Below are 26,151 nucleotides of genomic sequence, written 5' to 3'. Positions count from 1 at the left end.
CTGAAAACCCCAGCCCAAGCGCTGGCCGACCTGCTCGCCAACCCGGCAGCAGCATGAACCCGTTGCTTCCACCGATGGATTCCGCCCTGGTTCTCTGCTCAAATTTTGAGGGGAGAAGGGGGGCAACTTGAGGGGAGATCCGTTCAAATTCCGGAAGGTCCGGGGGAGTGGGGTGTGGGGAGTGGGGTGTGGCGGGGCGGCGGCGGGGGGCGGGGTGCGGGGTGCGGGGTGCGCTGAGGGTGGGGCGGCTGGGGAGTTTTACTGTTGATACGGGTCTGTTGATACGGGTCGGTTTTGATCCCCAGTTCCGGTCAGGTCGCTCGGGCGGGCTCGGGCGGGCTCGGGGGTGCTCGTTGTGTGGAACTCCTTGTCGGCTACTGCACATTTGTTTCCACACGGGGTGGGTTCGCCCGCCTTCGGCGGCCACTGATCCTTTGGGTACGGCGGGTCTGTGGCTGAGGGGGATGCTGCGGTTGGCGATCGCGTCCACGTTGCTTTGGGTTGACGGGCTTGGGCTGGGGTTTCATGAGGGGCGCGTTGGGAGTGACCCTTGCTGGGGGTGGGCATTGCGGCCGGGCGATCTGTCCAGCGCGATGATGGTGGAATACCTCCCCACCTCCGCAGGCCGTCACTGAGGAGGCAACCTCGTCGCTGGCGGCAACCAGAGCCCGTCAGGCACAGGAAACGTGGACGGCTGTTGGGTTCAGACGGGGCGGGCGCGGAGGATGATGATTCCGGCGTACCGGGCCAGCCAGTCCTGCTTGTGGGGATAGCGGAGTTTGAGTTCTTCCGGCAGTTGCGGTTCCAGTACTTGGTCGACCCGGAAACCCGCGACCACCAAGGGGTTGTGGATCGAGGCGAACGTGTCCGTCGTGTGGGTGAGGGTGATCTCCGGGTTCCATCTCGACGGGTAGGAGTACGGGCCGGCCGAGTGGTAGGCCTCGCCGATTCCGACGCCGTCACGCTCGGCGCGCTCCACGGCGTACCGGAGTGGATGGGCCATCGAGATCACCAGTACGCCGTCCTCGGCGATCACCGAGCGGACGGTCCGTAGCGTGCGCGCGCGATCTTTCGCGTAGGCGAGCGACTGGAGGAAGAGCACCACGTCGAAGGTGCGGCCGGCCAGTTCGGGGATCGTGTCGAGCTCCGACAGATCACCCGGTACGAGCGTTACCTCCGGCGGCGCCTCGAGGAACTGCGAGCCGATGTCGAGACCGAGCACAGAGGCCGCGCCGTGGTCCCGGACAAGCTCGATGGCCTTGCTGCCGTTCCCGCATCCGACGTCGAGGACGGCCTTCCCGGCGACGGATCCGATCACCGAGCGCTGCGCGTCCCACTCCATCAACCGGTCGAGTGAATCCTCGCGAGAGCGTGCCTGCTCGTAGTCGGTGGTCAGATCACGCCACGCCTCGTTGCTGGTCATGCCGAGAGGCTAATCCCGTTCGGCTGCACCTGGGGGTGGTCAGGGTCGGCTGTGCTGGAGGCGAGGCCGATCGAGCAGACGAATCAGGAGCGGTGGGAGCTGGCTCATCAGCGGGGTGACGGTTTCGAAACTGGTCGGTACCGATCCGCAGGTGGCGGCAGACTTCCTGCAGCCGGCGTTGATGCAGCTCATGCGCACGGCGAAGGTGCATACCCGGGCGATTGTGGGGGACGATCTACTGGTGATGGAGCATCCGATCTTCGGGCGAACCAAGCCGGACGACGTCGTCGTGACGCTGGGCAAGATCATGCAGCTGGTCGGCTTGCTGCCGTTCCCGGCACAGCGATGACTGCCGTCCTCGCGATCATCCATGCCGGGCTGGCTGCGGCCTGGGTGGGTGGGATGGCCTACTCGTTGTTCGTGATCCAGCCCAAGCTGAAGCGGTACTTCGGTCCCGACGCGGCCGGCCGGGAGGCGCTCACCACGGTGATTGCCTCAGGCAACCGATGGAAGGTGATCGGGCTGACCGTCGCGATCGCACTCAGCGGAGTGGGGCTGTTGGTGCTCGACGACGAGCACTGGTGGATCCACGCGGCCAAGGGCCTTTTGTTGCTCATGGCAACGGGCATCTTCTGGTACGTCTCCTGGCGGCACTGGCCGGCCCGGGTCTTCGCGACCGCGGCCGAACTGCCCGTTCTGCAACGCCGGTTGATCGTCCTCGCCACCACCATGCTCGGTCTCGCCGGGCTCGCGTTCGCGCTCGGAGTATTGGCGACGCATCTATGACGTCTGTCACTGGGCAGTAGGCGGATTTGGGTGTATGTGCCAGGATCGAGCTTCTCGTCGGAGGTGATCGCGTTGGAGCAGGAGACCCTGCAACTGCTGGTGAGCATGCACCGGATCGTCCGGTACCTGCGCCGGACCCGAAGCGCCGTCCTGCACCCGACCCAGTTCCTGGCCCTGATGCTGATCGCCGACGAGCAACCGATCCGGATCGGCGAGATCGCCACGCGCGTCCCCTGCTCCCAGCCGACCGCGACCACCACGGTCGCGGCCCTGGAAGAGGCCGGCCTGGTACGGCGTGAGCCGGATCCCGTGGACGGTCGCGCGACCGCCGTCGTACTGACCGAGCTCGGTGCCACCACAGTCGCCGAGTCCGGCCGCCAGGCCGCCGACGAGTTGACCAAGCTCCTGCACCGCCTCGACCCCGACGAGCGCGCCCACGTCCTCCAGGCCGGCGAGCTCCTCAACCGCATCGCCCGCGACCTCTAACCGACCGCAATTTCCCTGCCTAGCCACCCAGATGAGGGGTTTGGCACCGTGAACCACGGTGCGGAACCCGCGATTTCCCTGCCTAGCCACCCAAATGAGGGGTTAAGCACCCTGAATCACGGTGCGGAACCCGCGATTTCCCTGCCTAGCCACCCAAATGCGATCCACGGGCGGCGGGCGGCGTGGGAATGGGTAGTGGGGGTGTACCGACGGACGGGTAGTGGTGGGTCGGGACAGGGGTGCGTGGGTGGGGCTAGGCGGGGCGGTCGGTCGGTGGGGGGACCACTACCCGTTGGTCGGTACGGAGTAGACGACTTCGGGGAGGGCCGAAGGGATGTTTCGGGGGAGGGCGAAGGGCTCCGGGGTGGACCGGGGAGGGCGCAGAATTCTGGCATGATCCGGATTCACTTCAGCGCGGCAGACCTGGGACGGGTGGTGTTCCCGGCCGAGCCGGAGCCGTTGTGGGAGGCGGCGCTGGCGGCTCGGGCGCTGAGCGCGGCCGCGGCCCGCGAGACGCTCCCACCGGCCGCCCGTCGCTGGCGGCAGGCGGCGGCGCCGCTGGTGTCGCCCTCGATGCGGCCGCTGTTCAAGCTGATCGCCCCGGGCGGGTGCTTCCCCGACTTCCTGACTCCGACGGTCGCCACCTCAGGCGTGCAGTCGGCCGCCGAACTGCTCGCCGGAACCCCCACAGAGGTCTTCCGCGAGGAGCTCGACGAGCGCTTCCCGCGCGACATCGACCCGTACCTGCACGGCCTGCGCGCCGGCGACGCCTCCGCCCGGCGGGCGCTCGGCACCGCCGTACTGGACTTCCATCGGAACGTGCTCGCGCAGTCTTCCGACGAGCTCTCCCGCCAGTACGCCGGTGATCTCGCGCAGCGGGCACACGCGCTCATGCATGGTGGCATCGAAGCCCTGCTCACGAACCTGCACCCCGACGCCGAGTGGGCGCCCCCCGTCCTCAGCGTGCACACCCTGCGTGCCAACGCGAGCGTCGAGGTCCATCTCCGGGGCCGCGGTCTCCAGCTCTACCCCTCGCCCCTGCTCGCCGAGTGCCTGGTCGACGACAACCCCCGCCGCCGTCCCGTCCTCATCTACCCCTGCGCCGACGGCCCCGCCGCCGAACCCCACGACCCGGACGCCGACACCCTCGCCGCCCTCCTGGGCCGCACCCGGGCCGCCGTCCTCCGCTCGCTCATCACCCCCGCCAGCACCACCCAGCTGGCCCGCCGGATCGGCATCTCGCTGGCCTCGACCTCCGAGCACACCCGGATCCTCCGCGCAGCCTCCCTCGTCACCACCCACCGCTCCCAGGGCACCTCCCTGCACTCCCTCACCCCCACCGCCCACACCCTCCTGATGCAGAACAGCTGAAGGCGAAGGGTTTCCAAGGGTTTCCAGGGGCAGATCGGGGCAGCGGTCACAATCGACTGGTGCCCCGCCAAGAATCCGCTACAGTAGGTAATGCCTTGGGACACGAGTCCCTCGGAAGTGAACCCGGAAGCCTACCGGACGGTGGGCGTGCCGGGTTTCGCGCTTTCTAGAGCTCGCGCAGCTGGCAGAACGGCGCCACGGCCTGTTTCCAGTCACCGCCACGTGCCCAGCACCAAGCGACCGCATCAGGCACCCACAGCAGCGGGTCGGCCTTGGCAACCAGGATGCTCCAGCGCAGCGTCTCGTGACAGCCGAATCGATGTGCAGCCTCACGGATGGTGCGGAGGTCGGATTCGTAGAGCGACTCGTCCATCTCGGCGATGAGCCGTTCGGCCGAGCCGGCGCAGTCGCGGACGATCGCCTCCAGGCACCTCCGGCGATCCGCGAGTGTTGAGCGATCCGTGATGTAGATGTCGACCACCACACCGAAACTGGTGATGAGGCCAAGGATCTGCCTCCTGCGGGCAGGTCGCTCGTGGCTGAAGTGCAGGCGTTCCTGCCCTGGTAGTAGCAGTTGGCGGAGCGCCTTGCGATGGACTGCCACATCACCCGCGCGGCAGTAGGCGGCAGCCATCAGTAGGCCCTTGGACTTGTTCTCATCGACGAATACGTGGGTCGGCACCTGGACGACTTTTTCATGTGCTGCAAGGCGAAACGCCCCACGACACCGGGGCATCGTGGGGCAGGTCGGGGCAGATCGGAGAGGCCGCTGGGCGGCCCCTCCGACCTCTCGGCTAGTTGCGGTTGATGGTGAAGGTGGACGTGGTGTTGCGGATGTCGACCGCGTTGTTGGACAGCGTCAGGTTGTTGAAGGTGACGCTGCCGACGGCCGGGCCCTGGCCGGGTTCGGGGAGCTCGTTGGCCCAGAGACCGAAGCCGGACTTGGCGTCGAAGGCGTCGCCGGACTTGCGAGCTCCGGAGATCGTCGTGTTGGTGAAGATCGTGTCGGCGACCGGGAACTGCGGCTGGCTGCCGACGTAGTTGGTCTGGAACATGATCCCGCTGTACGTCGGATCGACGATGTCCAGATCACTCACGCGGATCCCCTGGAAGATCTTGGAGGCCGAGAAGATCCACATCGCCGGGAACGACTGGTTACCCCAGAAGTGCCCGCCGGACCGGACGATCGACACGTTCTGGAACACCGTCGGTGGGGTGGCGCCGAAGCCGTTCATCGGGATGCCGAAGTCGAGCGAGCTGATCGTGACGCCGGGGTAGGTCAGCATGTCCGCGGCGTACAGGTTGCGGAAGATGTTGTTCGTACCGCCGTAGACCGCGAAGCCGGCCGCGCGCCAGGTGAGCGTCGCGGACAGGTTCTCGAAGACGTTGTCCCGGACCTCGCCGCCACCGTTGTCGGTGGCGTTGAAGAGCGCGAAGCTGTCGTCACCGGTGGACCGGGCGTCGTTGTTGCTGACCGTGTTGCCGGCCGAGCCGTTGGTCATGTTGATGCCGTCGGCGAACGAGTCCCGGATCCGCGAGTTCTTGATCGTGGAGTTGTCGGTGTTCGCACCCCAGTAGAGGCACATCTGGTGCTCGGCCCAGATGTTGTCGATGGTCATGTTCGACGTACCGGAGAAGTTGAAGACCTTGCCCGGGCCGTCGTTGCGGCTGTCGTAGTTGCCGAAGTACGAGAACCCGCTGAACGTCGATCCGTTCGCCGACGACTGCGAGTCGAACCCGACATCGGTGTTCGCCTGGGTCTGCGGTGCGACGAACTTGGTGAACCACGGTCCGGCGCCGACGACCTTTGTCGCCTTGCCGTACACGTTGAACTTCGACGAGGTCGGGTACTCACCGGCCGGCAGGTAGACGCCCTGCAGGGTGGTGTCCTGACGCACCCGGTCGAGCGCGGCCTGTACGTCCTGCTGGGTGAATCCGGCCGGCGTCACGAAGCCCGCACCCGGGTTGGGGATCGGCGCGACCTGCTCGGTGTCGACGAAGTCGATCGAGTACGTCGTGGTGTTCGCCGGGTCCTTCTGGAGCCGGATCTTGGCACCGGCCGGGACCGTCGAGTCGAGCATGATGCTCGCCTCGTCGTAGATGTGCCGGGCCGGACCCGCACCCGGCGAGTTGCTCGGGCCGGCCTCCGCGCCGTACAGCCAGGAGTACTTCGAGGTGAGCGGCAACGCCTTGTGGAAGGTGCCGTTCACGTAGATGTTGATGGTGGAGTTGATCCCGCCGCCACCGGCGGAGTCCGGGATGGAGAATCGGGTGACGAGGGTGTTCGTCGATGCCCGGGTGGTGAACTCGACGTACGAGCCTCCTGCGTTCAGCGTGACCGCGCGCCGGCCGGAGGCCTCACCGGCGAGGTCGCCGATGGTCCGGTTCGGGCCGATCACGGTCGCGCCGCCACCGACCGAGGCGTCCTCGGCCTCGATGTGGTCGTACGGCATGTTCGCGCCGCGACCCACGAAGAACGGCCGCTCGCTGGTGTTGTTCGTGCGCTTCACCGGCAGTTCGTTCGCATCATCAGCCAGTACGACGCGCGCCGTGTACCGGCCGTTGACCGCCGTCCAGTTGCCCAGGGCAATGGCCGATGTCGAGGCACCCGCTGCCAGTGAACCGCTGTACGAACCGGTCAACGTGGCAACCGTCGAGGTCCCGTTCAGCAGCGTCAGCGTGATCGCGTGCGCCCCCGAAGCAGTGGCGATACTGCCCTGGTTCTTCAGGATGACCGAGAAGGCCACGCTGTTCCCCGCGGACGGGTTGTTCGGCGTCCAGTTGACCGCCGAGGCGATCAGGTCCGAGCTGGCGACCGGAGTCACCACCAGCGCGCTCGCCGCGGTGGCCGAGTTGTTCGCGTCGTTCTGCTCGATCACGGTGTTGGCCTCGTCGACCTTCGCGCTCAGCGTGTAGCTGCCCGCGTCCCGTGCTCCGATCGAGGCGCTGACCGTGGTCGAGCCGCCGGCCGCGATCGCGCCGACCGCCGCCGTACCGACCTTGGTGGTGCCGAGGTAGAAGTTCACGTCGGTCGCCGGCGATGCGGCCGAGCCGGTGTTGCTGACGGTCGCGCGGACCGTGATCGTGTCGGTCTCGACCGGTGCGGTCGGCGTCCACGTCACGTTCGAGAGCGACAGGTCCGGGTTCGGTGCCGGAACACCCATCACCTGGAACTCAGCGACCTGACCAGCAGGCGCACCGGTGTTCGCGGTGAAGTTCAGCCGGACGTCGGCGACCCGGGCACTGACCGGGATCGTCACCAGGTTGCCCGACGACGGATTGAAGTTGTACGCCGCGCTCGCCACGATCGTGGTGAACGTCGACGAGCTCTGCTCACGGCCGAGGATCGAGAAGGTCTGCGTCCGCGCACCCCAGGCCGAGTCCGGGTTGAGCCGGATCACGATCGAGCTGAGGTCGGCGTTCGCGCCGAGCTCGGTGGTCAGCGTGGCCGGGTTGGCGTTGCCCTCCCAGTACGTCGTCACGTTGTCGTCGTTCGCGTTCGTCGCCACGAAGGTGAAGACCGAGCCGGACGCGGTGATCGGCTTGCCCGCGGCGAGGTTGCTGCCCGGGCCCTGGCTGCCGTTCCGGGTCACCGTGTTGCTGTTCGGCGACTGGTTGCCAGCGGCATCTTTCGCGCGGACGAAGTACGCGATCGTCGAGCTGGTCGGCTGGGTGTCCGTGTAGGTCAGGACGTTCCCGGCGACGCTGGTGCGGAGCTGGCCGTTCGCGTAGACGTCGTACCCGGTCACGCCGACGTTGTCGGTGGACGCGTTCCACGCGAGCCGGATCTGACCGGCGCCGGGCTCGGTGAAGGACAGGCTGCCCGGGGCGGTGGGAGCCTGGGTGTCACCGGTCGCCGGCCCGTAGACCTCGAACTCGGACAGCTGTCCGGCCGGCCAGCCGGTGTTCGCGGTGACCTGGATCCGGACGTACCGCACGGTCGAGTTGCCGTAGTCGATGGTGACCGTGTTGGTCGGAGCGTTGAACGCCCGGCCCGCGGACGCCGACAGGTCGTTGAAGTTCTGGCCGTCGGTGCTGCCCTGGACCGCGAGGGTCTCGGTGCGCGAACCCCAGCCGCTCGGCAGTTTGAGCACGACCTGGTTGGTGGCGACCGACGAACCGAGGTCGACCTGCACCCACTGCGGGAAGGCGTTGTTGGCGCTCTCCCAGTACGTGCCCTGGTTGCCGTCGGTCACGTTCGACGCGACATAGCTCTGGGTGACCGAGCCGGCCGACGCGGCCTTGCCGGCGGCAAGGTTCGGACCGGCCAGTACGGCGGCGCTCGCCGAACTGGCCGCGGTGGAGTGGAGCAGTGGGCCGGCCGATAGCGCCAGGCTCGCGGCGAGCAAGGCGACGGGCAGCCGCCAATGGGGAATTCGCATGGCCTCTCCTGATGGGCGGTGGAGAACGCAAAGGGGGTAGCAGCCACGCGAGAGTTCGGAACTTTCGTAGACTTGCCAATTTCTTGCGTAGCGCTGGCTCATTGTTACGGCAGTGCTACGGAGGCGTCAACGGTTCGAGAAAAACCCAAAAAAGCCCGACTCGCATCTGCGAGTCGGGCCCTTGAGGTGAGAGGTCAGTGCTTGGAGGCGGTCTCCGCGCCGGCGCCGGTCAGGGCGCGAACGGTGAGCTCGGTGTACCGCTGCTCGGACGACTTGTCCTTGCCGAGGAACGTGCCCAGGACACCGAACAGGAACCCGAGCGGGATCGACACGATGCCCGGGTTGGAGAGCGGGAACCAGGCGAAGTCGGCGCCGGTGATCATCGACGTCGGCTTGCCCGAGACGACCGGCGAGAAGACCACGAGCACCACTGCGGAGATCAGGCCGCCGTAGATGCTCCAGACGACGCCGGAGGTGTTGAAACGCTTCCAGAACAGGTTGAACAGCAGCGACGGCAGGTTCGCCGAGGCCGCCACCGCGAAGGCCAGAGCGACCAGGAACGCGATGTTCAGCTTCTGCGCCGGGATCGCCAGCGCGATCGCCACCGCGCCGATCCCGATCGCCGCGAACCGCGCGACGCGGAGCTCGTTCTTCTCCGACGGCTTCGTCTTCGCGATGACGTTGGCGTACAGGTCGTGCGCGAACGACGAGGCCGAGGTCAGCGTCAGACCGGCCACCACCGCGAGGATCGTGGCGAACGCGACCGCCGCGATCAGCGCGAGCAGGATCGAACCGCCGACCGACCCGGCGCCACCGCCGACGGACTCGGCCAGCAGCGGCGAGGCGACGTTCCCCTTCGACTCCGCGACCGCGGAACCCTTGGCGGTGTTCAGCAGCGCCGCGGCGCCGAAGCCGAGGGCCAGCGTCATCAGGTAGAAGACGCCGATCAGGCCGATCGCCCACTGCACGGACCGACGGGCGGACCGCGAATCGGGCACGGTGTAGAAGCGGATCAGGATGTGCGGGAGCCCCGCCGTACCGAGGACCAGCGCGAGCCCGAGCGACAGGAAGTCGATCTGGCCGACGAAGTCCTTGCCGTAGAGCAGACCCGGCTGCAGGAACGACTCGCCCTTGCCGGACTTCGCCGCGGCCGCGCCGAGCAGGTCGGAGATGTTGAAGTGGAACTTCAGCAGCACCAGGAAGGTGATCAGCACGGTGCCGGCCATCAGCAGGACGGCCTTCACGATCTGCACCCAGGTGGTGCCCTTCATGCCGCCGATGGTCACGTAGATGATCATCAGGGCGCCGACGAGGATGATGACCGCGGCCTTCACGCCCTCGCTCTTCACCCCGAGCAGCAGCCCGACCAGCGAACCGGCACCGACCATCTGGGCGAGCAGGTAGAAGATCGACACCACGATCGTCGAGGACGCCGCGGCCGTGCGGACCGGCTTCTGCTTCATCCGGAACGCGAGCTGGTCGGCCATCGTGAACCGGCCGGAGTTCCGCAGCAGCTCGGCGACCAGCAGCAGCGCCACCAGCCAGGCCACCAGGAACCCGATCGAGTACAGGAAGCCGTCGTACCCGTAGAGGGCGATCTGGCCGGAGATGCCGAGGAAGGATGCCGCCGACATGTAGTCGCCGGCCACCGCCAGGCCGTTCTGCGCGCCGCTGAAGTTGCGGCCGCCGGCGTAGTAGTCGGCGGCGGTCTTGTTCTGCCGGGACGCCCACCAGGTGATGTACAGCGTCACGGCAACGACGGCCGAGAACAGCGAGATGGTCAGCACCCGGTTGCCGGGTTCCCCATCCGCGAGCGGAATGAGCAGGGGGATGAGGCTCACCGGCGGCGCTCCCTCTTGTACTTGGCGTTCAGGCCGGCGGCCAGCGGGTCGAGCTTGCGGTTCGCGAACCGGCCGTAGATCGCGGCGATCACGAAGGTCGACACGAACTGCAGCAGGCCGAAGATCAGCGCGACGTTGATGTGGCCGATCACCTTGTGGTCCATGAAGTCACGGGCCCAGTTGTTGCAGGCCACGTACGCCAGATACCACGCCATGAAGGCGATCGTCCACGGCACGACGAAGTTCTTGTACCGTCGCTTGAGCTCGGTGAAGTCGGCCGCGTCGTGCACGGCCTGATAGGCGCGGGCATCCCGCTCGCGCACGACGTCCTCTTCCATGCGTGCACGTTAGCCCTAAGTAGGGTGTTTGTGACTTATAGGGCGTGTCCGCAACCAAAATGTTTCGAGCGGCCCGCTACAGGTGCGGGGCGACCGGAGCGTCGAGGGTACGGCGGTAGTTCGCCAGGTCGCTGGGGTGAGTGCGGTAGCAACCGGTGATGTACGGCATCCGCAACGGCTCGGGTGGCCGGGCGGAGGTCTCGTAGACGGCGTCGACCTGCTCGAGCACGGCCTCGCGCCGGGATTCGGTCAGCACCGCAACTCGGCTGTGCGACAGCGCCAGCTTCCGCAGGCCACCGCGGTCGAGGTCCTGCCAATGCTTGAACTTGGCCGTCTCGATCGCCGCGAACATGTCCGACTGGAGCAGGATCGGCATCGGGTCGAACGCGTCGCCGCCGCCGTAGTCCTCGCCCATGATCGCGCGATGCACCCGGCGGACCCAGGGCACCACCGTGTCGTAGTTGTTCCAGAGCAGACCCAGTACGCCGTTCGGCCGCAGGATCCGCGCGATCTCGGGCAGCGCCCGGGCGTGGTCGAACCAGTGGAACGCCTGCCCGACGATGACCGCGTCGACCGAGCCGTGCGCGAGCGGGATCGACTCGGCCGCTCCGACCATGGTGTCGATCCCGGGCCGCGTCCGGCAGATGGACAGCATCTCCTCGGACGGGTCGACGGCGACCACGTCGTGGCCGAGCGAGGCCGCGACGGCGGCCAGCTTCCCGGTTCCGGCGCCCAGGTCGAGCACCTGCAGCCCGCGCCCCGGGCCGAGGATCCAGGTCAGCGCGTCGACCGGGAAGGTCGGCCGGCCCGCGTCGTACGCGGCCGCGACGGCCCCGAACGACGCGGCGCGGGCCTTGTCGCTGAGGTCGGGTGCTGGATCATCGGTGCTCATCACGGTAAATCATGCCGTAGCGGGTCAATTGCACGCGGCTACTCGCCGAGCTTCTTCTGCTCGATGTGCGCGTTGAGCGCGGCCAGCTCGGGGTGGGTGTCCAGAATCGCGACCAGTTCGGCGCAGTTCAGGCTCGCCGCGCCGTGGTCGTCGAAGAGGATTTCGAGCAACTGCCAGTCGTCGGGTGTGTCCAGAGTGAGCCGGTACTGCGCTCCGCCGCCGGTCCAGGGGAGGTTCAGCAGGCGAATCTCACCCGACCGGTTCTGGTGCAGGTACGGCGTGACGTGCTCGCGGTCGGCCCGGAGGGTCGCCCGGGCCTCCGCGTCGTACAGGCGGGCGGCGGAGAAGACCTCGTAGTCCATGCCGCGGGGGTAGGTGCGCTCGAGGCAGTTCGAGATGTAGAGGTCGAGGTCCTTCTCGGAGCGCCAGCGGTCGGCGGCGGCGGAGATGATCGCCGGGTCGATCAGCGGGCAGTCCGACGTGACCCGGACCAGGCCGTCCAGCCCGTGCTCACGGGCCGCGCCGGCGAACCGGCTCAGGACGTCGTCCTCCGAGCCCCGGAACACCGGGACACCCGCATGCCTGGCCACTTCCAGTACGACGTCATCGTGGTAGTTCGTGGTCGTGGCCAGCACCACCGGCAGACCGGTCTGCTTGAGCCGGTCGAGGTGGTGCTCCAGGAAGGACTGCCCGCCCGCGGTGAGCAGCACCTTGGCCGGCAGCCGCGAGCTCGTCACCCGGACCTGGGTGACGATGCCGACGTTCAGTCGTTCCATCGGAACAACTCCCGGATCTCGGCCGGACAGACGACGTGATCGACGCCCAGCTCGGTGTCGGTGAACTCCTTGGCGATCGCGAGCGGGACGAACGGCTGGTCCATCTCGGGCCACAGCCGCTTGATCCGCGCCTGTCCGCCGAACGACGGGTGCTCGTTCTCCAGCACCATCGGGTCGCCGTACACACCGGGCTGCAACCCGACCGAGGCGCCGTACAGGACGGCGGAGCTGAGCCGGTTGGAGGCGACGCGGGTGTGCGAGCGGAGTTCGCGCAGTTGGTTGACCAGGAAGTCGGGGTCGGTCTTGCGCCAGTGCAGACCGCGGTACCCATGGGTGATGACGCGGAAGCCCGCGTCCTCGTAGACCTTGCGGATGGGCGGTTGCTGGTACTCGTTCCAGTACAGGCAGACGGTCACCGGGCCGGTCTCGTGCTCGTTGATCGAGGCAACGATCCGGCCGTGGTCGCCGAGCACGTTCTGGCCTTCCCAGCCGTGGAACGGGTAGAAGAGCGTGCCCTTGGCCTTCTTGTCCTGCGTCGCCAGCTTCGGGTGGTTCTTGAGCACGTAGAGCCAGACCGAACCGATGACGGAGTAGTTGCGCAGGCCCATCGACTGACCGCGACGGCGGACGCTGTCGGTCCACACGTACTTCGGCATCCCCGCCGCGAAGTTCGTACCGTGTGCGAAGCCGTCCAGGATGTTCCAGCCGTGCTGCAGGTAACCCCAGATGTGGCGCGGTTTGCGGAGGCCGGCGTACGACGCCAGGACGTCGGCGTGTCCGTAGAAGTGGTTGGCGTGATGCATCAGCGCCTCCGCAGCACGCGCTTCAGCCGGCGCCTGACAATCCGCGCCGGGTTCAGCATCGCGTGCCCGAGCCGATACGGCACCGACTTCCGAATCCCGTTGATCGTTCCCTGGAACAGAATCGCCCGAGCACTCGCATGCGCCAGCTCATCCGCCAGCCGCGCGACGGTGGCGAGCTGCTCAGCACTCCCCAACGGCCTGATCATCTCCAGGCCGGTCGGCGACGACAGCGTGATCCCGACCATCGACGCCAGTCGTGCAGTCAAGTCGTGCGGCTCACCACCGGCGGGCCATGGTTGCCGAGCGCCACTTTCCAGCGCGCGCCGCGCAAACCGGTTGAGGTGGTCCTCAATCGTCCCCTGGTCACCTTCACCAAACAGCCGGTACGACGTTCCGTCCACGATCACGTTGTCCGGCGAACCGGATTCAGGGGCCGTCCGCAACCACTCGACGTACGCCACGATCTCCCGCCGCAAGGTCGCCTGGTCGTCAGCACGCAGAGCCGCCAGCAACCGCTCCTCGACCAGCTCACCCGTGGCGGATTCGACCGGCGCCTCGACCCCGACCACCACGTACCAGGCGGGCGCCAACTCCACGAGCAAGCCCGCAGCAGCCGCATCCATCACCACCCGATACGGATCCATCAAGGTCGGACCACCGTTGCGCGCAGCAACAACCCGAGCCGCCTGCGCCGCCGTCAGCTGTCCGTTGCCGCCAGCAAGAACCTCGGCGTCGATCAATGACGGATAGACGCCGAAGGTCTGGCCCTGAAGCTCCGCTTGTAGCGCCTTCAGTCCAGTGGGGGACGCGTCGGCTACCGAGCGGCCCCAGTCCTCGTCGCGGGGGAGGGCCGCGGTGATGTCCGGCTGGATCATTCTGTTGACGCTGAAGCTATTGGTTGCGCCGAGCAACAACCGGCCATTGGGTGCCAAGCGGGCGGTCAACTTGGCCAATGCGTCCGACCACGGCAGGGACTCGGTGTCGGGGCCGACCATCCGTTCCAGCCCGTCGAGGGCGACGATCAGGTCGTAGGTCTCGTCGGTCTCGAATCGGTCGAGGGAACCGCAGTAGACCTGGGTCTTGACGTGCGTGAGGGACTCGGCCAGCTCTTCGGCATCCGGCGCGGACCGGACCAGGATGTCGATCGACTCCGCCTGCGCCGCGACATCGACGTACAGACTGGTGGCGTGCGGGCCCGCGACGAGGACGGTGTCGCCGGGTTGCAGGGCCGCCGCGAGCAGGCTGACGGCGGCGGGGCCGCCGGCCGCGGGACGGCTGTCGGCCGGATGGAGATCCGACCAGTTGAGCATCTCTCCACCGACCAGATTCGATCGGGTCACATCAGTCACTTTAGGGGCCCCTAGCCAACCAGTCTTGTCAGAGTCTCGATCACCCGGTCGACGTCGTTGTCGGTGAGGTCCGGGTAGAGCGGGAGGGAGAGCTCCTCGGCATAGAAGGCCTCCGCGTTCGGGCACAGGCCGCGGGCGTAACCCTGCCGTGCGAAGACAGGATGCCAGTAGACGGGGATGTAGTTCACCTGGACACCGATCCCGGCGGCGCGCATTCCCTCGAAGATCTCCCGTCGGCGGCCTTCGAGCACCCGCACCGGATACAGATGCCAGGCGGGATCCACGCCGGGCCGCTGGACCGGCGTACGCAGCCCGTCGACGCCGTGGAAAGCCTCGTTGTACCGCGCGGTGATCTCGGCCCGACGCTGTTTGAAGCCCGCCAGCCGAGCCAGCTGCGACAGCCCGAGCGCGGCGCCGAGGTCGGTCAGTCGGTAGTTCACGCCGTACTCGTGCACCTCCTGGTGCCACGGACCCTCATCCACGAGCTCGAACCGATCTGGGTCCCGCACCAGCCCGATGAAGTGGAATTCGTGCGCCCGCTGGCCGACCGCGGGGTCCTTGCAGACCACCGCACCGCCCTCGCCGGTGGTCAGGTTCTTGGTCGGGAAGAACGACATCGTCGTCACGTCAGCAAGATCGCCGACCGGCCGCCCAGCCGCGCTCCCGCCGATCGAGTGCGCCGCGTCGGCGAGCGTGCGCGCGCCGACCGCGTCGGCCAGCGGTTGCAGCGCCGCGTAGTCCGCAGCCTGCCCGGCGTAGTCGACCGCCGCGATCACCTTCGTCCGCTCGGTGGTGACAGCCGCGACGGCAGCCGGGTCGAGCAGCACCGTGTCCGGGTCCACGTCGGCGAACACCACCTTCGCGCCCAACATCGCTGCGCAGGAAGCGGTCGCCACGAACGTCATCGGCGTCGTCACGACCTCGTCACCCGGCCCGACACCCAGGGCGGCGTACGCGATGTGCAGTGCCGCGGTCCCCGACGTACAGCTAACTGCCCGGTGCCCACCGGCCAGCTCCGAGATGGCGTCCTCGAACGCCGTCACGGCTGGCCCCGTCGTGAGCCAATCCCCCTGCAACACAGCCGTCACCGCGGCGATGTCCTCCGCAGAGATGGACTGCCTTCCGTACGGAAGCACTAGTGATCGACCTCAAGAATCTTGCGGATCTCCTCGATCGTGTACCACTGGTCGTTGGTGTTGGACGAGTAGTGGAAGCCCTCGTCCAGCTGTACGCCGCCCTCCGGCGCGATGTATCCCCACGTCGCCAGGTCCGGCTGCAGCACGAACCGGTTGCCGATCGCGAGCACGCGTCGGCCCTCTTCCGGGCTGATCATCTCCTCGTGCAGCTTCTCGCCCGGGCGCAGGCCGATGTCGTGCATCGCCGCGCCGGGGGCGATCGCCTCGGCCAGGTCCGTCACCTTCATGGACGGGATCCGCGGCACGTACAGCTCGCCACCGGACATCAGCTCGAACGAGTCGACCACGAACTCGACCGCCTGCGGCAGCGTGATCAGGAACCGGGTGCAGCGCAGATCGGTGATCGGCAGCGACTGCCCGGCCGCGTGCAGCGCGCGGAACTTCGGGATGATCGACCCGCGGCTGCCCATCACGTTGCCGTACCGCACCACGGCGAACCGGGTGTCGTACGCCGCCGCGTAGTGGTTGCCGTTGACGAACAGCTTGTCCGCGGTCAGTTTGGTCGCGCCGTACAGGTTGATCGGGCTGGACGCCTTGTCGGTCGACAGTGCCACCACCCGCTTGACCCCGGAGTCGATCGAGGCCTCGATCACGTTCTGGGAGCCGATCACGTTCGTCTGGACGAACTCCCACGGGTTGTACTCACCGCTGTCGACCTGCTTGAGCGCGGCCGCGTGCACCACGTAGTCGACCCGGTGCATGGCCCGCAGCAACCGCGACCGGTCCCGCACGTCACCGAGGAAGAACCGCAGCCGCGAATCGTCGCCGAACAGCTGGCGGACTTCCCACTGCTTCAGCTCGTCGCGGCTGAAGACGATGATCCGGCGCGGGTTCAGCCGGTCCAGCGCGTGCTGCACGAACGCCCGGCCGAACGACCCGGTGCCGCCCGTGACCAGAATGTCGGAGCCGGTGAGGATAGACACGTCGAGCGGGCTCCTTCGGACGGACGGGTGCGGTTGCCGCCCCGAAACAATAGCTGCCCGGTTAACCACCCTTTCAATCCACTTGGATACGGTCTGTGGCGTGAGGCTGGTCGGAGTGCGGTGCGATGTAGGTCCACAGCGGGGGATCGGCCACGTGATGCGCTGCCTGGCTCTCGCCGAGGAGCTGCAGGCACGTGGGCTGACCGTCGAGTTCATCTGCGACGCCCACACAGTGCCGTGGGCAGCCGCGCAGATCGCTGCCCGAGGTATCACGGTCCGGCCGGCCGTCTGGACATCGGCGGACCACGTCGAGGTGCTCAGCCGGTACGACGCTGTGGTGTTCGACTCGTATGACCTGGATGCGGTCGTCTACCCCGCTGTACGGCGGACCGGCGTGCCCACGTTGGCGATCGTGGATGGCGACCTCCGTGGTGCCGAGGCGGACGTGCTGCTCGACCAGAACCTCGCAGCCGAGCTGGACCACCCCGTGCTGCCGCCTGACGCTGTCCGGCTCGCGGGACTCGAGTACGTGCTGATTCGCGACGAGATCCGCGCCCTGCGCCCGGTCGACCCGCCAGCCGCGCGACAGGTCGCCGTACCGAAGGTGTTTGCGTTCTTCGGTGGGACAGATGCTTTTGGGGCCGGTCCGGCGGTCACACGAGCGCTCGTTGCAACTGGGGTGCCATTCGATGTCACGGTGGTCGCGCCGACGCCGGAGCTGGCCGCACAGGTCGCTGCGGTCTCTTCACAGGTGCGTGTGGTCGGACCGACTGATCAACTCGCTGCTGCGGTTCGTGAGGCGGACCTGGTGCTCAGTGCCTCCGGTACGTCGACCTGGGAGCTGCTGTGTCTCGGGGCGACCGCGGGGTTGGTGTGTGTCGTGGACAACCAGGTGATGGGCTACGAGCGGGCAATCGCCACCGGGACCGCAGCTGGTGTCGGAGCGCTGTCGGAGCTGCGGGCGGACCCCACTGCGGCGGCTGCTGTGCTCAAGCGGTTGCTGACCGACCCAGCCGAGCGAGCGCGCCTAGCGACCGCGGGGTGGCAGTTGGTCGACGGTCAAGGGCGCATGCGCGTAGCTGACGCGCTGCTTCACTTGATCTCGTAGATCGTCACGTCGAGCGTCGCGTGCCGGATGCTGACGAAACTGCCGAGCTTCGACGACACCGCACCGGCCCGGTGGTCGGCGTACAGGTAGCGGACCCCGGCGTTGCGCAGGCGCTGGATGATGTCGGCGGACGGTGATTTGAACGCGGTGTCGTTGGTGGCGAGCTTCCCGCTGTCCCAGTACGGGATCAGGCTGGGGTTGGAGTCGGTCTCGAGCGCGATCCGGTTCGCCTGGTTCGAGTAGGACCAGCCCTCGACCAGGATCGGGCGTTCGGAGAGCGCGGCGAGCCAGAAGTGCCGGCTGTCGCAGACGTTGCCGCTCTGGATGATGCAGTGCGCGTTGGTCGCGATCAGATCGCCCGGCTGGGTGTTCTTCCGCAACCACATCGCCGCGCCGGCCTCGGCCGCCGTGGCTCCACCACGCGACACCTTCGCGTAGACCAAGTTGGACGCACTGTCAGACACAAAGGCCTGCAGCGGTACCAGTACCGCGCCGATCATGCAGGCGGCCACAGCAGCGGCCACCATCGCGATCCCGACGTTCCCTGGCCGCCGGAACGCCTTCCAGCCAATCCCGACGACCACTCCGACAAGCAGCAGCACCGCCAGCGCGTACAGCCACGGCCGCAACACACCTTGGACGCTGGCCGCTTGAGAACGCGCAGCCGCGAGCCCCACTAGTCCGAGAGCACCTGCAACACCCACCAGCACGACACCGCGCCGATCGCCCAGCTTGCCGACCAGGTTGGCCAGGCCGACACACGCCAGCACCGCCGCCACTGGGAACGCCGTACGGAGGAAGTACATCTGGCTGATCCCGGACTGCGAGGTCAGCAGTGTCCCGGCCAGTCCGGCCACGGCGAAGCCCATCAGGAACGCCGTACCGACGTCTCGCCACTTGCGCCCGAGGAACCACATGCCACAGGCCGCGAGCCCCCAGCTCAACAGCGTCGCGAGCGGTGAGTACGACGACAACTGGCTGAAGGTCTTGAACGGCTTGATCTCCGTCCCCCACGTGCTCCCGCCGAAGATCGTCAGCAGAGCCGCGATGAACAAGACAAACGCCAGTAGGCCGCCCAGCAACGCCGTACGGTTGCTCCTCCGCACCATGCCGGCATGGACGAAGGCGAACGCGAACCCGAAGCCCAGCAACGGCAGGATGGTCGACTTGGCGCCCGACGCAACCAGTGCGAGCAGTATCAGCAGCACCCACCGACTGCGTGGCGGCTCAGCCCGCAGCAGGTCGACCGCGACCACGCAGAGCGCCATAGCGATCATGACGCCCAGATTCTGCGTAGGACTCAGGTACGCCGCGACTGCGGTCGAGACGCCACCAAAACCAGCATGTGCGAGCGGCTGTATCGCCCCGCCCAGTCCAGCGACCAGTACGGCGAGCGGCCCAGCCCATGTGGCACCCGTCTCAGCAGTTGGCGCGAACCGGCTGGCCAACGCAAAGATGAGCCCACACCCGGCCAGAAACAGCGGCAACCAGGTCAGCGAGTGGATGAGGTCCGTGAGGTCGATCCGTGTCGCCCACGCGGTCGCAGCGGTCGCCTGGTGGTAGAAGGAGTGGTACTTCATCGGCTCACCACCGAGCCACAGCGTCGCGATCGGTACGTCGTACTTCGCGCTAGCGGCGACAGCCTGCTGGAACGCGAGGTCCGGGTACGAGCGGAGCGGGTCGGTATACGCGGGCAGGAACTGACCCGGACCGCGGCGATAGACGATCAGCACGACCACTGTGGTCGACAGTGCGAACAACCACGCCTGCAGCGGCCGGAGTGGTTGCGCAACTCGGCGCCAGACGCGCGCCCGGACGTCACTGTCGATGAAGGAGAGCACCAGCACGACCGGACCCCAGACCCACGACCACGCCTGCTGTCCGATCGAGGCGGCCGCTAGGTAGACCAGGATCTGGCCCGCCGTACCGACCGCGAAGCCGCCGGCCAGGTCCTCGACCAGGTTGCGGCTGTAGCTGCCGATCAGCCGCCACAGCGCGAAGCCGGGCAGCGCCACCCCGAGCGCGGTGAACAGCACGAACCGGCCGACCTCGAAGAAGGTGGCGTGCTGCAGCAACAAGACGATCGCCAGGATGCCGACGGCGACGCCGGCCAGTAACCCGGTCAGAGACGGCCCCGCCGTACGCGGCCCCCGCCGCCGTGCCCGTGCGCGCATGCGCTCACCCTAGAGTGAAACGCTTGGTTTACACAGGGTCATCCGAGTTCGCGGAACGACTCGTCCGGAGCGCCCGGAAGTCGACAGTATTCGCTAAGCTGCCAACTCCTATGAGTTGGTACGAAGCGCTCGAGTCCGGCGAGCTGAGCATCCGTCCTTCGGTGGACGCGGCCAAGCGGTTCGGCGTTTCGATCGACCGCATGTCGGTGTCCGCTTCGGCCGGGACGCCACTCGCCGAGGTGCTCGCCGCGGTCGAGCGATCGACGGCCGATGTCGTCGTACTGCGGTATCCGGCGCGGGAGACCACGTGGTTCGCGGCGCTGTCCGAAGGACCGCGGAAGCCGCTGCTGGCCGACACTGTCGTGTACTGGTCGCTGCCGGTCGGCAAGGGTCGGCGGCCGGCCCCACTGGCCGGGTTCACGGCAAAACTCGAGTCGGCGGCGGACGACGTACTGGTCGACGACGTGGTCGCGGACATCTTCGGCGACTCCGGGAACCACTACTGCGCCAACCCGCTGTTCGACCGGGCTGTGGCGCTCGCCGGGCGGCAGGAGTGGGCGCGGCGGCGGATCCGGGAGGCCGGAGCGGTCATCCTGCGCGGTCCGGACCGTCGGGTGCTCGCACTGGCCTCGGTCGACGAGCGGCGCTCCTGGACCGAGATCCAGCTGGCCGGCGTCGTACCGGCTGAGCAGGGCCGCGGCCGGTACGGGCACCTGCTGTCCGCGATCGAGGATGCGGCCAACACCCGTCGTCTGGTGGTCTCCACGCAAGCGCACCAGACCGGAATCCAGCGGATCTGGGCACGTTACGGGTTCGAACCCGTGCATAACCTCCTCACCGTCCACCTCGTTGCCGCTACGTAGGGTGCGCGGCCAGGGCGCACCCCTCCGGCGAGGGGAGTTCCGGCTAAGTGGTCCGCAAGGGTTGTATCTCGACGCTATCGGCGCCCAGGCACGCACCTCGCGCCACTTGCCCAGCGCCCACGATGCTCCGCATCGAGGCCACTGACCAAGCACCACGATGCACGCACCTGGACACCGCTATCGTTCGACCTACAACCCTCGCGGACCACTAGTGGTCCCGCGGCTGAGCGTGGTGGTGCCCTTCTACAACGTCGGTGAGTACATCGGCGACTGTCTGGACTCGATCGCCCGGCAGACCTGGACCGATTTCGAGGCGATCCTGGTCGACGACGGGTCCCCCGACGACAGCGCGGTGATCGCGAAGGACTTCTGCAGCCGCGACCCCCGGTTCCGCATCGTCCAGCAGGACAACGCCGGTCTCGGACCGGCTCGGAACACCGGTGTCGAGCACGCCCAGGGCGAGTACCTGACGTTCGTCGACAGCGACGACCTGGTCACCCGGCACGGCTTCCAGAAGCTCGTCCGCGCGCTCGACCGGACCGGCTCCGACTTCGCCGGCGGCAACGCGCGCCGGTTCAACAACAGCTCTGGCGTCCGGCAGTCCTGGCTGCACCGGCAGCCGTTCGTGCGGGACCGGTTCGCCACCCACGTCAGCGAGGTCACCGACCTCGTCCTGGACCGGATGGTCTGGAACAAGGTCTACCGGCGGTCCTTCTGGGACGAGCACGGCTACCAGTTCCCCGCCATCCGCTACGAGGACTACCCGGTCACCCTGCAGGCGCATCTGGACGCCGTCACCGTCGACACCATCGCCGCACCGGTCTACTACTGGCGCGAGCGGGAGTCCGGTGAGTCGATCACCCAGCAGAAGTTCCAGCTCGGCAACCTGCAGGACCGGGTCACCTCCGCCGGACTGGTGATGGACCTGGCCGACAAGGCGCTGCCCGCGATCCGAAGCCGGCTGCACTCGCACTTCACCCAGATCGACCTGCTGACGCTGATGATGGCGTTTGGCGCAGTCCCGGCGGGCGAAGAGCAGGACCTGGTCGACCTGGCCGGCAGTCTGCTCGGCCGGCTGGACCCTGCAGCGCTGGCGCAGGCGCATCGCTACGACCGCATCCAGCACGCCGCACTGCGCGCCGGGGACGTCGAACTGCTCCGGCGGCTCGCCATCTTCCGTGAGGACGGCGGGCTGCGCGGAGGCGCCCGAGTCCTCCCGAGGCCGCGCAAGCGCAAGCAGTACGTCTACAACTACCCAGGCCTGTACGACGGTGCTGTCGCGCCGGAGCTCTACCGCGTGGCCGAAGAGGACCTCACGCTGGCCACCAGCGTCCGCGAGGTGAAGTGGGTCGACGGGAAGCTGTCGGTCAAGGGGACCGCTGAGATCAAGCATCTGGCCATCTGCGAGTCGTCCAGCCTGCGCATCGACCTGGTGATCGCCGGATGGCCGCACCCGCTGCCCGTCCGCCGGTACGACGCGACTGACCTGCACGGGGACACCAGTCGGGTCGGGTTCGAGGTGGTGCTCGACAAGGACCTGCTGGCCCGGTGCACCGCCGGCCCGGCGCACTTCGACGTACAGCTGAAGTTGGGCCGGTTGCGGCGCCGGGACCAGCTGCGTGGACAGTCCGCGGGCAGTCCGGGCTGGCCGCCTGGTGCGTGGATCGACGAGACCAGTTGGGTTCAGCCGGGTCCCGGCAAGGACGGATGCTTCGCCGTACGGCGGCTGTCCGACCCCTCGCGGTTGACGTCGATCGAGCACACGCCGGATGCGCTGGTGCTGCACGGCCGGTCGTCGTTCGACGAGCCGTCGTTGTTCGTCACGCGGCCCGTGTCGGGTGGCGAGGAGCAGGTGCCGATCAAGGTGGACGGGCGCGACTTCACCGCCTGGCTGCCGATCCGGCCGATGATGGAAGAGATCAACCCGGACGATCCGTTCAGTCAGCGGACCACGCGGGCTTTCCGGCTGCGCGGTCCGGGCGGCGAGGAGAAGCTGCTGCTCTGGACCGCCGGCGACCGGGCGGTGTCGCACGCCGAGCGCGGCCGGGTGATCACGATGACCCGTTCCACCGGCGGCTACGTCAACCTGCACGAGTCACCGATCCGCTTCGCCGCGACCGCGGTAGTTGCTGCAGGCAACATGATTGTCGCGCGCGGACCCGACTGGGGTGAGGTGTCGTTCGCGTGGCGGCGCTTCCTGCCAGGGACCGACGACTACGTCGAGGTGCCGGCGCGGCGGAGCTTCTCCGACGACGGCTGGTCCGCAGTGGTCGAGCTGGATGCGCTGATCCCGACTGTGGACCCGACGGCTGAGCATCGCGTGTCGGTCGACCCGACGGCGTCGCTGGCCGACTGGATCCTGTTCGCGGTCGCGATGGACGGCTCGGCCCACGCCGTACAGTGCGAGCCCTTCCTGTGCAGCAAGTTGCCGCTGGTGGTCCGCAGTGGTGAGCACTCGCTCGCCGTACGGCCGTATGCGGGCACTCTGCATGTGGAGGTGCGCTGATGCATCACCACAACCACTACTACGGGCAGGCGCACATCCTGGCCCGCTATGCCGGCCTGGAGTACGACCACCCGCCGAGACTGCGCGGGTACCTGCAGCACGGCTGGAACATCGGCTGTGGGTGGAACCCGGTGCACGAGTTCTATGACGGCGCTTGGCGGTTCACCTGGAGCGATGCACCGCGTCGGCGCGGCCATGCGCTCGGGCGGCGGAACTACCACAGCATCGGCGCGCCATTCCTGTACCTGCTCGATCTGGTGCCTCCAGTCCCGGAGGAGGAGCGTGAGGGCACGCTCTGGTTCCTCTTCCACGGCTGGGAGGGCGGCAAGATCCACGGCGACCATCAGCGGCTGATCGACGAGATCCGCGAGACCGAGCCCGGTCCGGTGACGTTCAGTCTGTACTACACGGAGTACGAGCGGCCCGAAGTACGCCGGTACTACGAGGACGCCGGCTTCCGGGTGGTGTCGTTCGGGCGGCGCGGCTTCTCGTATGAGGGCACCGACAAGCAGTTCCTCTACAAGCAACTGGCCGAGCTGCGCAAACACAAGCGCGTAGCGGCCAATCGGCTCTCCACTGCGATCTTCTACGGCGTTGCCGCCGGCTGCGAACCGGCCGTGTACGGCGACCCGATGGAGATGGACGGTGAGAACCCCCTGTTCGGTGGGCAGAGCCGGATCGAGCGACTGTGGCCCGAGATGCTCGGCTCGTCGATCGACCTGGAAGCGGCGCGAGCGACCACGGACCTGGAGCTCGGCAAGGACTGGATGATGCCGGCCGCGGAACTGCGGATGCTGTTCGATTGGAGAGAGCGTGTTTAAGAGGGCATCTGAGAACCCCACACCTACTGCGGGGCACTCGGCACGGCATCTCGCCGCACTGGTGCAAAGGGCACGATGCTCCGCATCGAACCCTTCGCCCCAGCACGCCGAGCTACCGCACCGAGTACCTCCTCGCTACGGCGTGGAGTTCTCAGATGCCCTCTGACGTCCTGGTGGTCCGTGGCGAGATGCAGCCGTGGACCGATCACACGGCGCGTCAGCCCGTGCTGGCCGCGCTGCTGACCGACGTGATCCCGGCCAACCGCCGGACGCTGATTCTCGGCCCGCACTCCCCGCTGCTGATCGAGTCCGTGCTGGCCCACTCGGCCGACGTCACCATCCTGGTCCGCTCCGTCTCCGACGCCTCTGCGTTGACCGAGACGTTCGGGCCCTGCCTGCACGTCGTTGCCGGTGCACTGGACGGTCTCCAGACCGTCGCTGCCGCGCAGCCCACGCTCTTCGAGATAGCGACCGACGGAGTGGCGCCCTTCGAGGTCATAGTCGCCGCTGACGGCCTGGACCGAGTCCTCGGCTACGACAGCGAGCACCTGACCTGGACCGAGCGCCTCGCCGCTGTCGAAGCACTCGCCGCGCCGGACGCTGTCGTCGTACTGGGTCTGCGCAACGAGTTCTCGATGGTGAACCTCCTGGACCGCCGCCCACCCCACCTGCGCTACGGCGACGACGAGTGGGTCCCCCTGCACGACGACCCGACCCGCCCGGTCTCAGTCGACCAGTTCCAAGCCGCCCTCCCCTGGCCGACCCACCTGTACGCCGACTTCTCCTCCCACACCCTCATCTCCGTAGAAGCCGCCGCGTTGGCCCGCCCGGGCCACCTCCCCACCCGCCTAGCCCAACAAGCTCTTGACTCGGTGGACACCCCGCTCCTGACGTCGGCCTCTGAGCCTGTCGAGTCCGCAGCCCGAGCCGGCCTCCTAGCCGCCATCCCCACCTCCTGGCTAGCCGTCTGCAACACCCCAAGCCCCCACGCCCTCTACACCCAGTCCGGCCCCACCACCCTCAAAGCCACCCCCACTCCAACCGGCTGGAGCACCGCCCTCGCCCCAGCAGCCTCCACGCCGGCCGGCTGGATCACCACACCCACGCCAGCCACCGGTCGGGGGCTTGCGGGCGACCCCTCTCCCACCAGCTCGCCCGGTAGAGGAGTTGCATCGCTGACCCCCCTTCTCGACGAGGCCGTAGGCCTCGCCAGACCGACGGACGTGTCGGGAGTCTTGTTCGACCCCATGGTCGTGCCGACGGAGATCCCCGGCGGGGAGACTGTGGAGACCGTACTGTTCCGGCTGGCTGCGGCTGAGGACGTGCCGGGGTTCCGCAAGCTGGCGGCGGCTTTGGGGGAGTGGGCGAAGAGCTCACGCGTACTGCTGCGCTGGGACGACATCATCGTCGACGGCGACACGTTCGCCCACGGCATCTCGGGCTGGGTCGCGCCCGAACGCGTCGACAAGACCGACCTGCTCGCGGCCGCGTGGCTCCGCTTCCACAAGCGCCTGATTGACGCCCACCGCCGGCACCCCTGGCCGCCGTGGATGATCGGCGACGACCTGGTCTCCGTCTGGCTCTCGATGTCCGGCATCGCCCCCGCGGCCCCGACCCCCGCCGCCGCGCCGTACGCCGCCTCGATCGCCGCCGAACAGGTTGCCTGGGGCAAACAACTCGCGGCCGCGCTGGCCGCCGTACTGGATCCGCGCGAGCAAGCCCAGCCCGACCTACGCACAACCCTCGCCGACGCCGACCAGGCCCGCCTGGAGCTCATCGAGATGCAGGGCCACGTCTTCGGCCTCGAGCGCACACTCGGCTTCCGCAACAAGGCCCTCAAGACCCGCGAGAACCGCATCCGCGAGCTCCGTGCCCAGGTCCAGAAGGCCACCGTCGACCGCAATAAGATCCACGGCTCCCGCTCCTACGCCCTGGCCCGCACCGTCGCCCGTGCCGCCCAACTCCGCAACCCCCGCAAAGTCGCCGCCAAAGCCAAACGCCTCCTCCACCACCACCTACCCACCCTCCGCACCCCCCACTAACCCCGCCCCACGCCGGCACTCCACCCCGCGCGCGCCGCCCGCACTCCACCCCGCGCGCGCCGCCCACATCC

Annotated in this window: 21 protein-coding genes; 9 read left to right on the top strand and 12 right to left on the bottom strand. The window is 67.9% G+C overall.

Annotation, left to right across the window (positions count from 1 at the left end):
- Positions 1–703 precede the first annotated feature (703 nt).
- A complete protein-coding gene (locus ACFVWG_RS09305) occupies positions 704–1,423 on the bottom strand; it encodes a class I SAM-dependent methyltransferase (protein ID WP_391542680.1) in 720 nt (239 codons plus the stop codon).
- A 115-nt stretch (positions 1,424–1,538) separates the two neighbouring features.
- On the opposite strand from ACFVWG_RS09305, the gene ACFVWG_RS09300 reads away from it, so the two are divergent.
- From ACFVWG_RS09300 to ACFVWG_RS09285, 4 genes are all read left to right on the top strand, one after another.
- Positions 1,539–1,772: a hypothetical protein gene (locus ACFVWG_RS09300; RefSeq protein WP_391542679.1), complete on the top strand. Its 234-nt coding sequence runs from the start codon at positions 1,539–1,541 to the stop codon at positions 1,770–1,772.
- Positions 1,769–2,209 (top strand): hypothetical protein, encoded by a 441-nt coding sequence (locus tag ACFVWG_RS09295; protein ID WP_391542678.1) that lies wholly within the window; start codon positions 1,769–1,771, stop codon positions 2,207–2,209. The genes ACFVWG_RS09300 and ACFVWG_RS09295 overlap by 4 nt, the downstream gene beginning before the upstream one ends.
- A gap of 30 nt (positions 2,210–2,239) precedes the next feature.
- Positions 2,240–2,695: a MarR family winged helix-turn-helix transcriptional regulator gene (locus ACFVWG_RS09290; RefSeq protein WP_391542677.1), complete on the top strand. Its 456-nt coding sequence runs from the start codon at positions 2,240–2,242 to the stop codon at positions 2,693–2,695.
- A 393-nt stretch (positions 2,696–3,088) separates the two neighbouring features.
- Positions 3,089–4,066, top strand: coding sequence for an ArsR/SmtB family transcription factor (locus ACFVWG_RS09285; RefSeq protein ID WP_391542676.1), 978 nt, complete (start codon positions 3,089–3,091; stop codon positions 4,064–4,066).
- A 166-nt stretch (positions 4,067–4,232) separates the two neighbouring features.
- Here the strand turns inward: ACFVWG_RS09285 and ACFVWG_RS09280 are convergent, their stop codons facing one another.
- The 10 genes from ACFVWG_RS09280 to pseB form a co-directional block, all read right to left on the bottom strand.
- Positions 4,233–4,748 (bottom strand): hypothetical protein, encoded by a 516-nt coding sequence (locus tag ACFVWG_RS09280; protein WP_391542675.1) that lies wholly within the window; start codon positions 4,746–4,748, stop codon positions 4,233–4,235.
- Between the two features lie 112 nt (positions 4,749–4,860).
- Positions 4,861–8,448 carry a discoidin domain-containing protein gene (locus ACFVWG_RS09275; RefSeq protein ID WP_391542674.1) on the bottom strand — a complete coding sequence of 1,196 codons (3,588 nt, stop codon included), beginning with the start codon at positions 8,446–8,448 and terminating at the stop codon, positions 4,861–4,863.
- 194 nt (positions 8,449–8,642) lie between these two features.
- Positions 8,643–10,289: a cation acetate symporter gene (locus ACFVWG_RS09270; protein ID WP_391542673.1), complete on the bottom strand. Its 1,647-nt coding sequence runs from the start codon at positions 10,287–10,289 to the stop codon at positions 8,643–8,645.
- Positions 10,286–10,627: a DUF485 domain-containing protein gene (locus tag ACFVWG_RS09265; protein WP_391542672.1), complete on the bottom strand. Its 342-nt coding sequence runs from the start codon at positions 10,625–10,627 to the stop codon at positions 10,286–10,288. Before ACFVWG_RS09265 ends, ACFVWG_RS09270 begins: the two co-directional genes overlap by 4 nt.
- Positions 10,628–10,703: 76 nt before the next feature.
- Complete coding sequence (locus ACFVWG_RS09260; RefSeq protein WP_391542671.1) at positions 10,704–11,519, bottom strand: class I SAM-dependent methyltransferase; 816 nt, start codon at positions 11,517–11,519, stop codon at positions 10,704–10,706.
- Positions 11,520–11,557: 38 nt separating this feature from the next.
- Positions 11,558–12,295 (bottom strand): cytidylyltransferase domain-containing protein, encoded by a 738-nt coding sequence (locus ACFVWG_RS09255; RefSeq protein ID WP_391542670.1) that lies wholly within the window; start codon positions 12,293–12,295, stop codon positions 11,558–11,560.
- Positions 12,283–13,098: a hypothetical protein gene (locus tag ACFVWG_RS09250; protein WP_391542669.1), complete on the bottom strand. Its 816-nt coding sequence runs from the start codon at positions 13,096–13,098 to the stop codon at positions 12,283–12,285. The genes ACFVWG_RS09255 and ACFVWG_RS09250 overlap by 13 nt, the downstream gene beginning before the upstream one ends.
- A complete protein-coding gene (locus ACFVWG_RS09245) occupies positions 13,098–14,438 on the bottom strand; it encodes a hypothetical protein (RefSeq protein ID WP_391542668.1) in 1,341 nt (446 codons plus the stop codon). The genes ACFVWG_RS09250 and ACFVWG_RS09245 overlap by 1 nt, the downstream gene beginning before the upstream one ends.
- 20 nt (positions 14,439–14,458) lie before the next feature.
- Positions 14,459–15,583: an aminotransferase class I/II-fold pyridoxal phosphate-dependent enzyme gene (locus tag ACFVWG_RS09240; protein WP_391542667.1), complete on the bottom strand. Its 1,125-nt coding sequence runs from the start codon at positions 15,581–15,583 to the stop codon at positions 14,459–14,461.
- The gene (gene pseB, locus ACFVWG_RS09235) at positions 15,583–16,566 is read right to left on the bottom strand and encodes a UDP-N-acetylglucosamine 4,6-dehydratase (inverting) (RefSeq protein WP_391542666.1); all 984 of its coding nucleotides are present in this window, start codon (positions 16,564–16,566) and stop codon (positions 15,583–15,585) included. The genes ACFVWG_RS09240 and pseB overlap by 1 nt, the downstream gene beginning before the upstream one ends.
- A 100-nt stretch (positions 16,567–16,666) precedes the next feature.
- Between pseB and ACFVWG_RS09230 the strand changes: the two genes are divergently transcribed.
- On the top strand, positions 16,667–17,674 hold the full coding sequence (locus ACFVWG_RS09230; RefSeq protein ID WP_391542665.1) for a PseG/SpsG family protein: 1,008 nt from the start codon (positions 16,667–16,669) through the stop codon (positions 17,672–17,674).
- Here the strand turns inward: ACFVWG_RS09230 and ACFVWG_RS09225 are convergent.
- A complete protein-coding gene (locus ACFVWG_RS09225) occupies positions 17,659–19,848 on the bottom strand; it encodes a hypothetical protein (protein ID WP_391542664.1) in 2,190 nt (729 codons plus the stop codon). The two genes, ACFVWG_RS09230 and ACFVWG_RS09225, sit on opposite strands and share 16 nt — an antisense overlap.
- A 110-nt stretch (positions 19,849–19,958) precedes the next feature.
- On the opposite strand from ACFVWG_RS09225, the gene ACFVWG_RS09220 reads away from it, so the two are divergent.
- The 4 genes from ACFVWG_RS09220 to ACFVWG_RS09205 all read left to right on the top strand — a co-directional run bounded on the left by ACFVWG_RS09220 (position 19,959) and on the right by ACFVWG_RS09205 (position 26,080).
- Positions 19,959–20,711, top strand: a complete 753-nt coding sequence (locus ACFVWG_RS09220) for an N-acetyltransferase (RefSeq protein WP_391542663.1) — start codon at positions 19,959–19,961, stop codon at positions 20,709–20,711.
- Positions 20,712–20,922: 211 nt separating this feature from the next.
- Complete coding sequence (locus ACFVWG_RS09215) at positions 20,923–23,217, top strand: glycosyltransferase (RefSeq protein WP_391542662.1); 2,295 nt, start codon at positions 20,923–20,925, stop codon at positions 23,215–23,217.
- On the top strand, positions 23,217–24,038 hold the full coding sequence (locus tag ACFVWG_RS09210; protein WP_391542661.1) for a hypothetical protein: 822 nt from the start codon (positions 23,217–23,219) through the stop codon (positions 24,036–24,038). The genes ACFVWG_RS09215 and ACFVWG_RS09210 overlap by 1 nt, the downstream gene beginning before the upstream one ends.
- A gap of 155 nt (positions 24,039–24,193) precedes the next feature.
- Positions 24,194–26,080, top strand: coding sequence for a hypothetical protein (locus tag ACFVWG_RS09205; protein ID WP_391542660.1), 1,887 nt, complete (start codon positions 24,194–24,196; stop codon positions 26,078–26,080).
- Positions 26,081–26,151 lie beyond the last annotated feature (71 nt).

Source organism: Kribbella sp. NPDC058245, assembly GCF_042882005.1.
GTDB lineage: Bacteria > Actinomycetota > Actinomycetes > Propionibacteriales > Kribbellaceae > Kribbella.
Note: the sequence above shows the minus strand (reverse complement) of the source record. Positions and strands in the feature narration are given on the sequence as shown.

Excerpts from the sequence above, each read along its gene's own strand:
- ACFVWG_RS09305 (WP_391542680.1), bottom strand. The coding sequence starts at position 1,423 with ATGACCAGCAACGAGGCGTGGCGTGATCTGACCACCGACTACGAGCAG.
- ACFVWG_RS09295 (WP_391542678.1), top strand. The coding sequence starts at position 1,769 with ATGACTGCCGTCCTCGCGATCATCCATGCCGGGCTGGCTGCGGCCTGG.
- ACFVWG_RS09285 (WP_391542676.1), top strand. The coding sequence starts at position 3,089 with ATGATCCGGATTCACTTCAGCGCGGCAGACCTGGGACGGGTGGTGTTC.
- ACFVWG_RS09275 (WP_391542674.1), bottom strand. The coding sequence starts at position 8,448 with ATGCGAATTCCCCATTGGCGGCTGCCCGTCGCCTTGCTCGCCGCGAGC.
- ACFVWG_RS09265 (WP_391542672.1), bottom strand. The coding sequence starts at position 10,627 with ATGGAAGAGGACGTCGTGCGCGAGCGGGATGCCCGCGCCTATCAGGCC.
- ACFVWG_RS09260 (WP_391542671.1), bottom strand. The coding sequence starts at position 11,519 with ATGAGCACCGATGATCCAGCACCCGACCTCAGCGACAAGGCCCGCGCC.
- ACFVWG_RS09255 (WP_391542670.1), bottom strand. The coding sequence starts at position 12,295 with ATGGAACGACTGAACGTCGGCATCGTCACCCAGGTCCGGGTGACGAGC.
- ACFVWG_RS09250 (WP_391542669.1), bottom strand. The coding sequence starts at position 13,098 with ATGCATCACGCCAACCACTTCTACGGACACGCCGACGTCCTGGCGTCG.
- ACFVWG_RS09225 (WP_391542664.1), bottom strand. The coding sequence starts at position 19,848 with ATGCGCGCACGGGCACGGCGGCGGGGGCCGCGTACGGCGGGGCCGTCT.
- ACFVWG_RS09220 (WP_391542663.1), top strand. The coding sequence starts at position 19,959 with ATGAGTTGGTACGAAGCGCTCGAGTCCGGCGAGCTGAGCATCCGTCCT.
- ACFVWG_RS09210 (WP_391542661.1), top strand. The coding sequence starts at position 23,217 with ATGCATCACCACAACCACTACTACGGGCAGGCGCACATCCTGGCCCGC.
- ACFVWG_RS09205 (WP_391542660.1), top strand. The coding sequence starts at position 24,194 with ATGCCCTCTGACGTCCTGGTGGTCCGTGGCGAGATGCAGCCGTGGACC.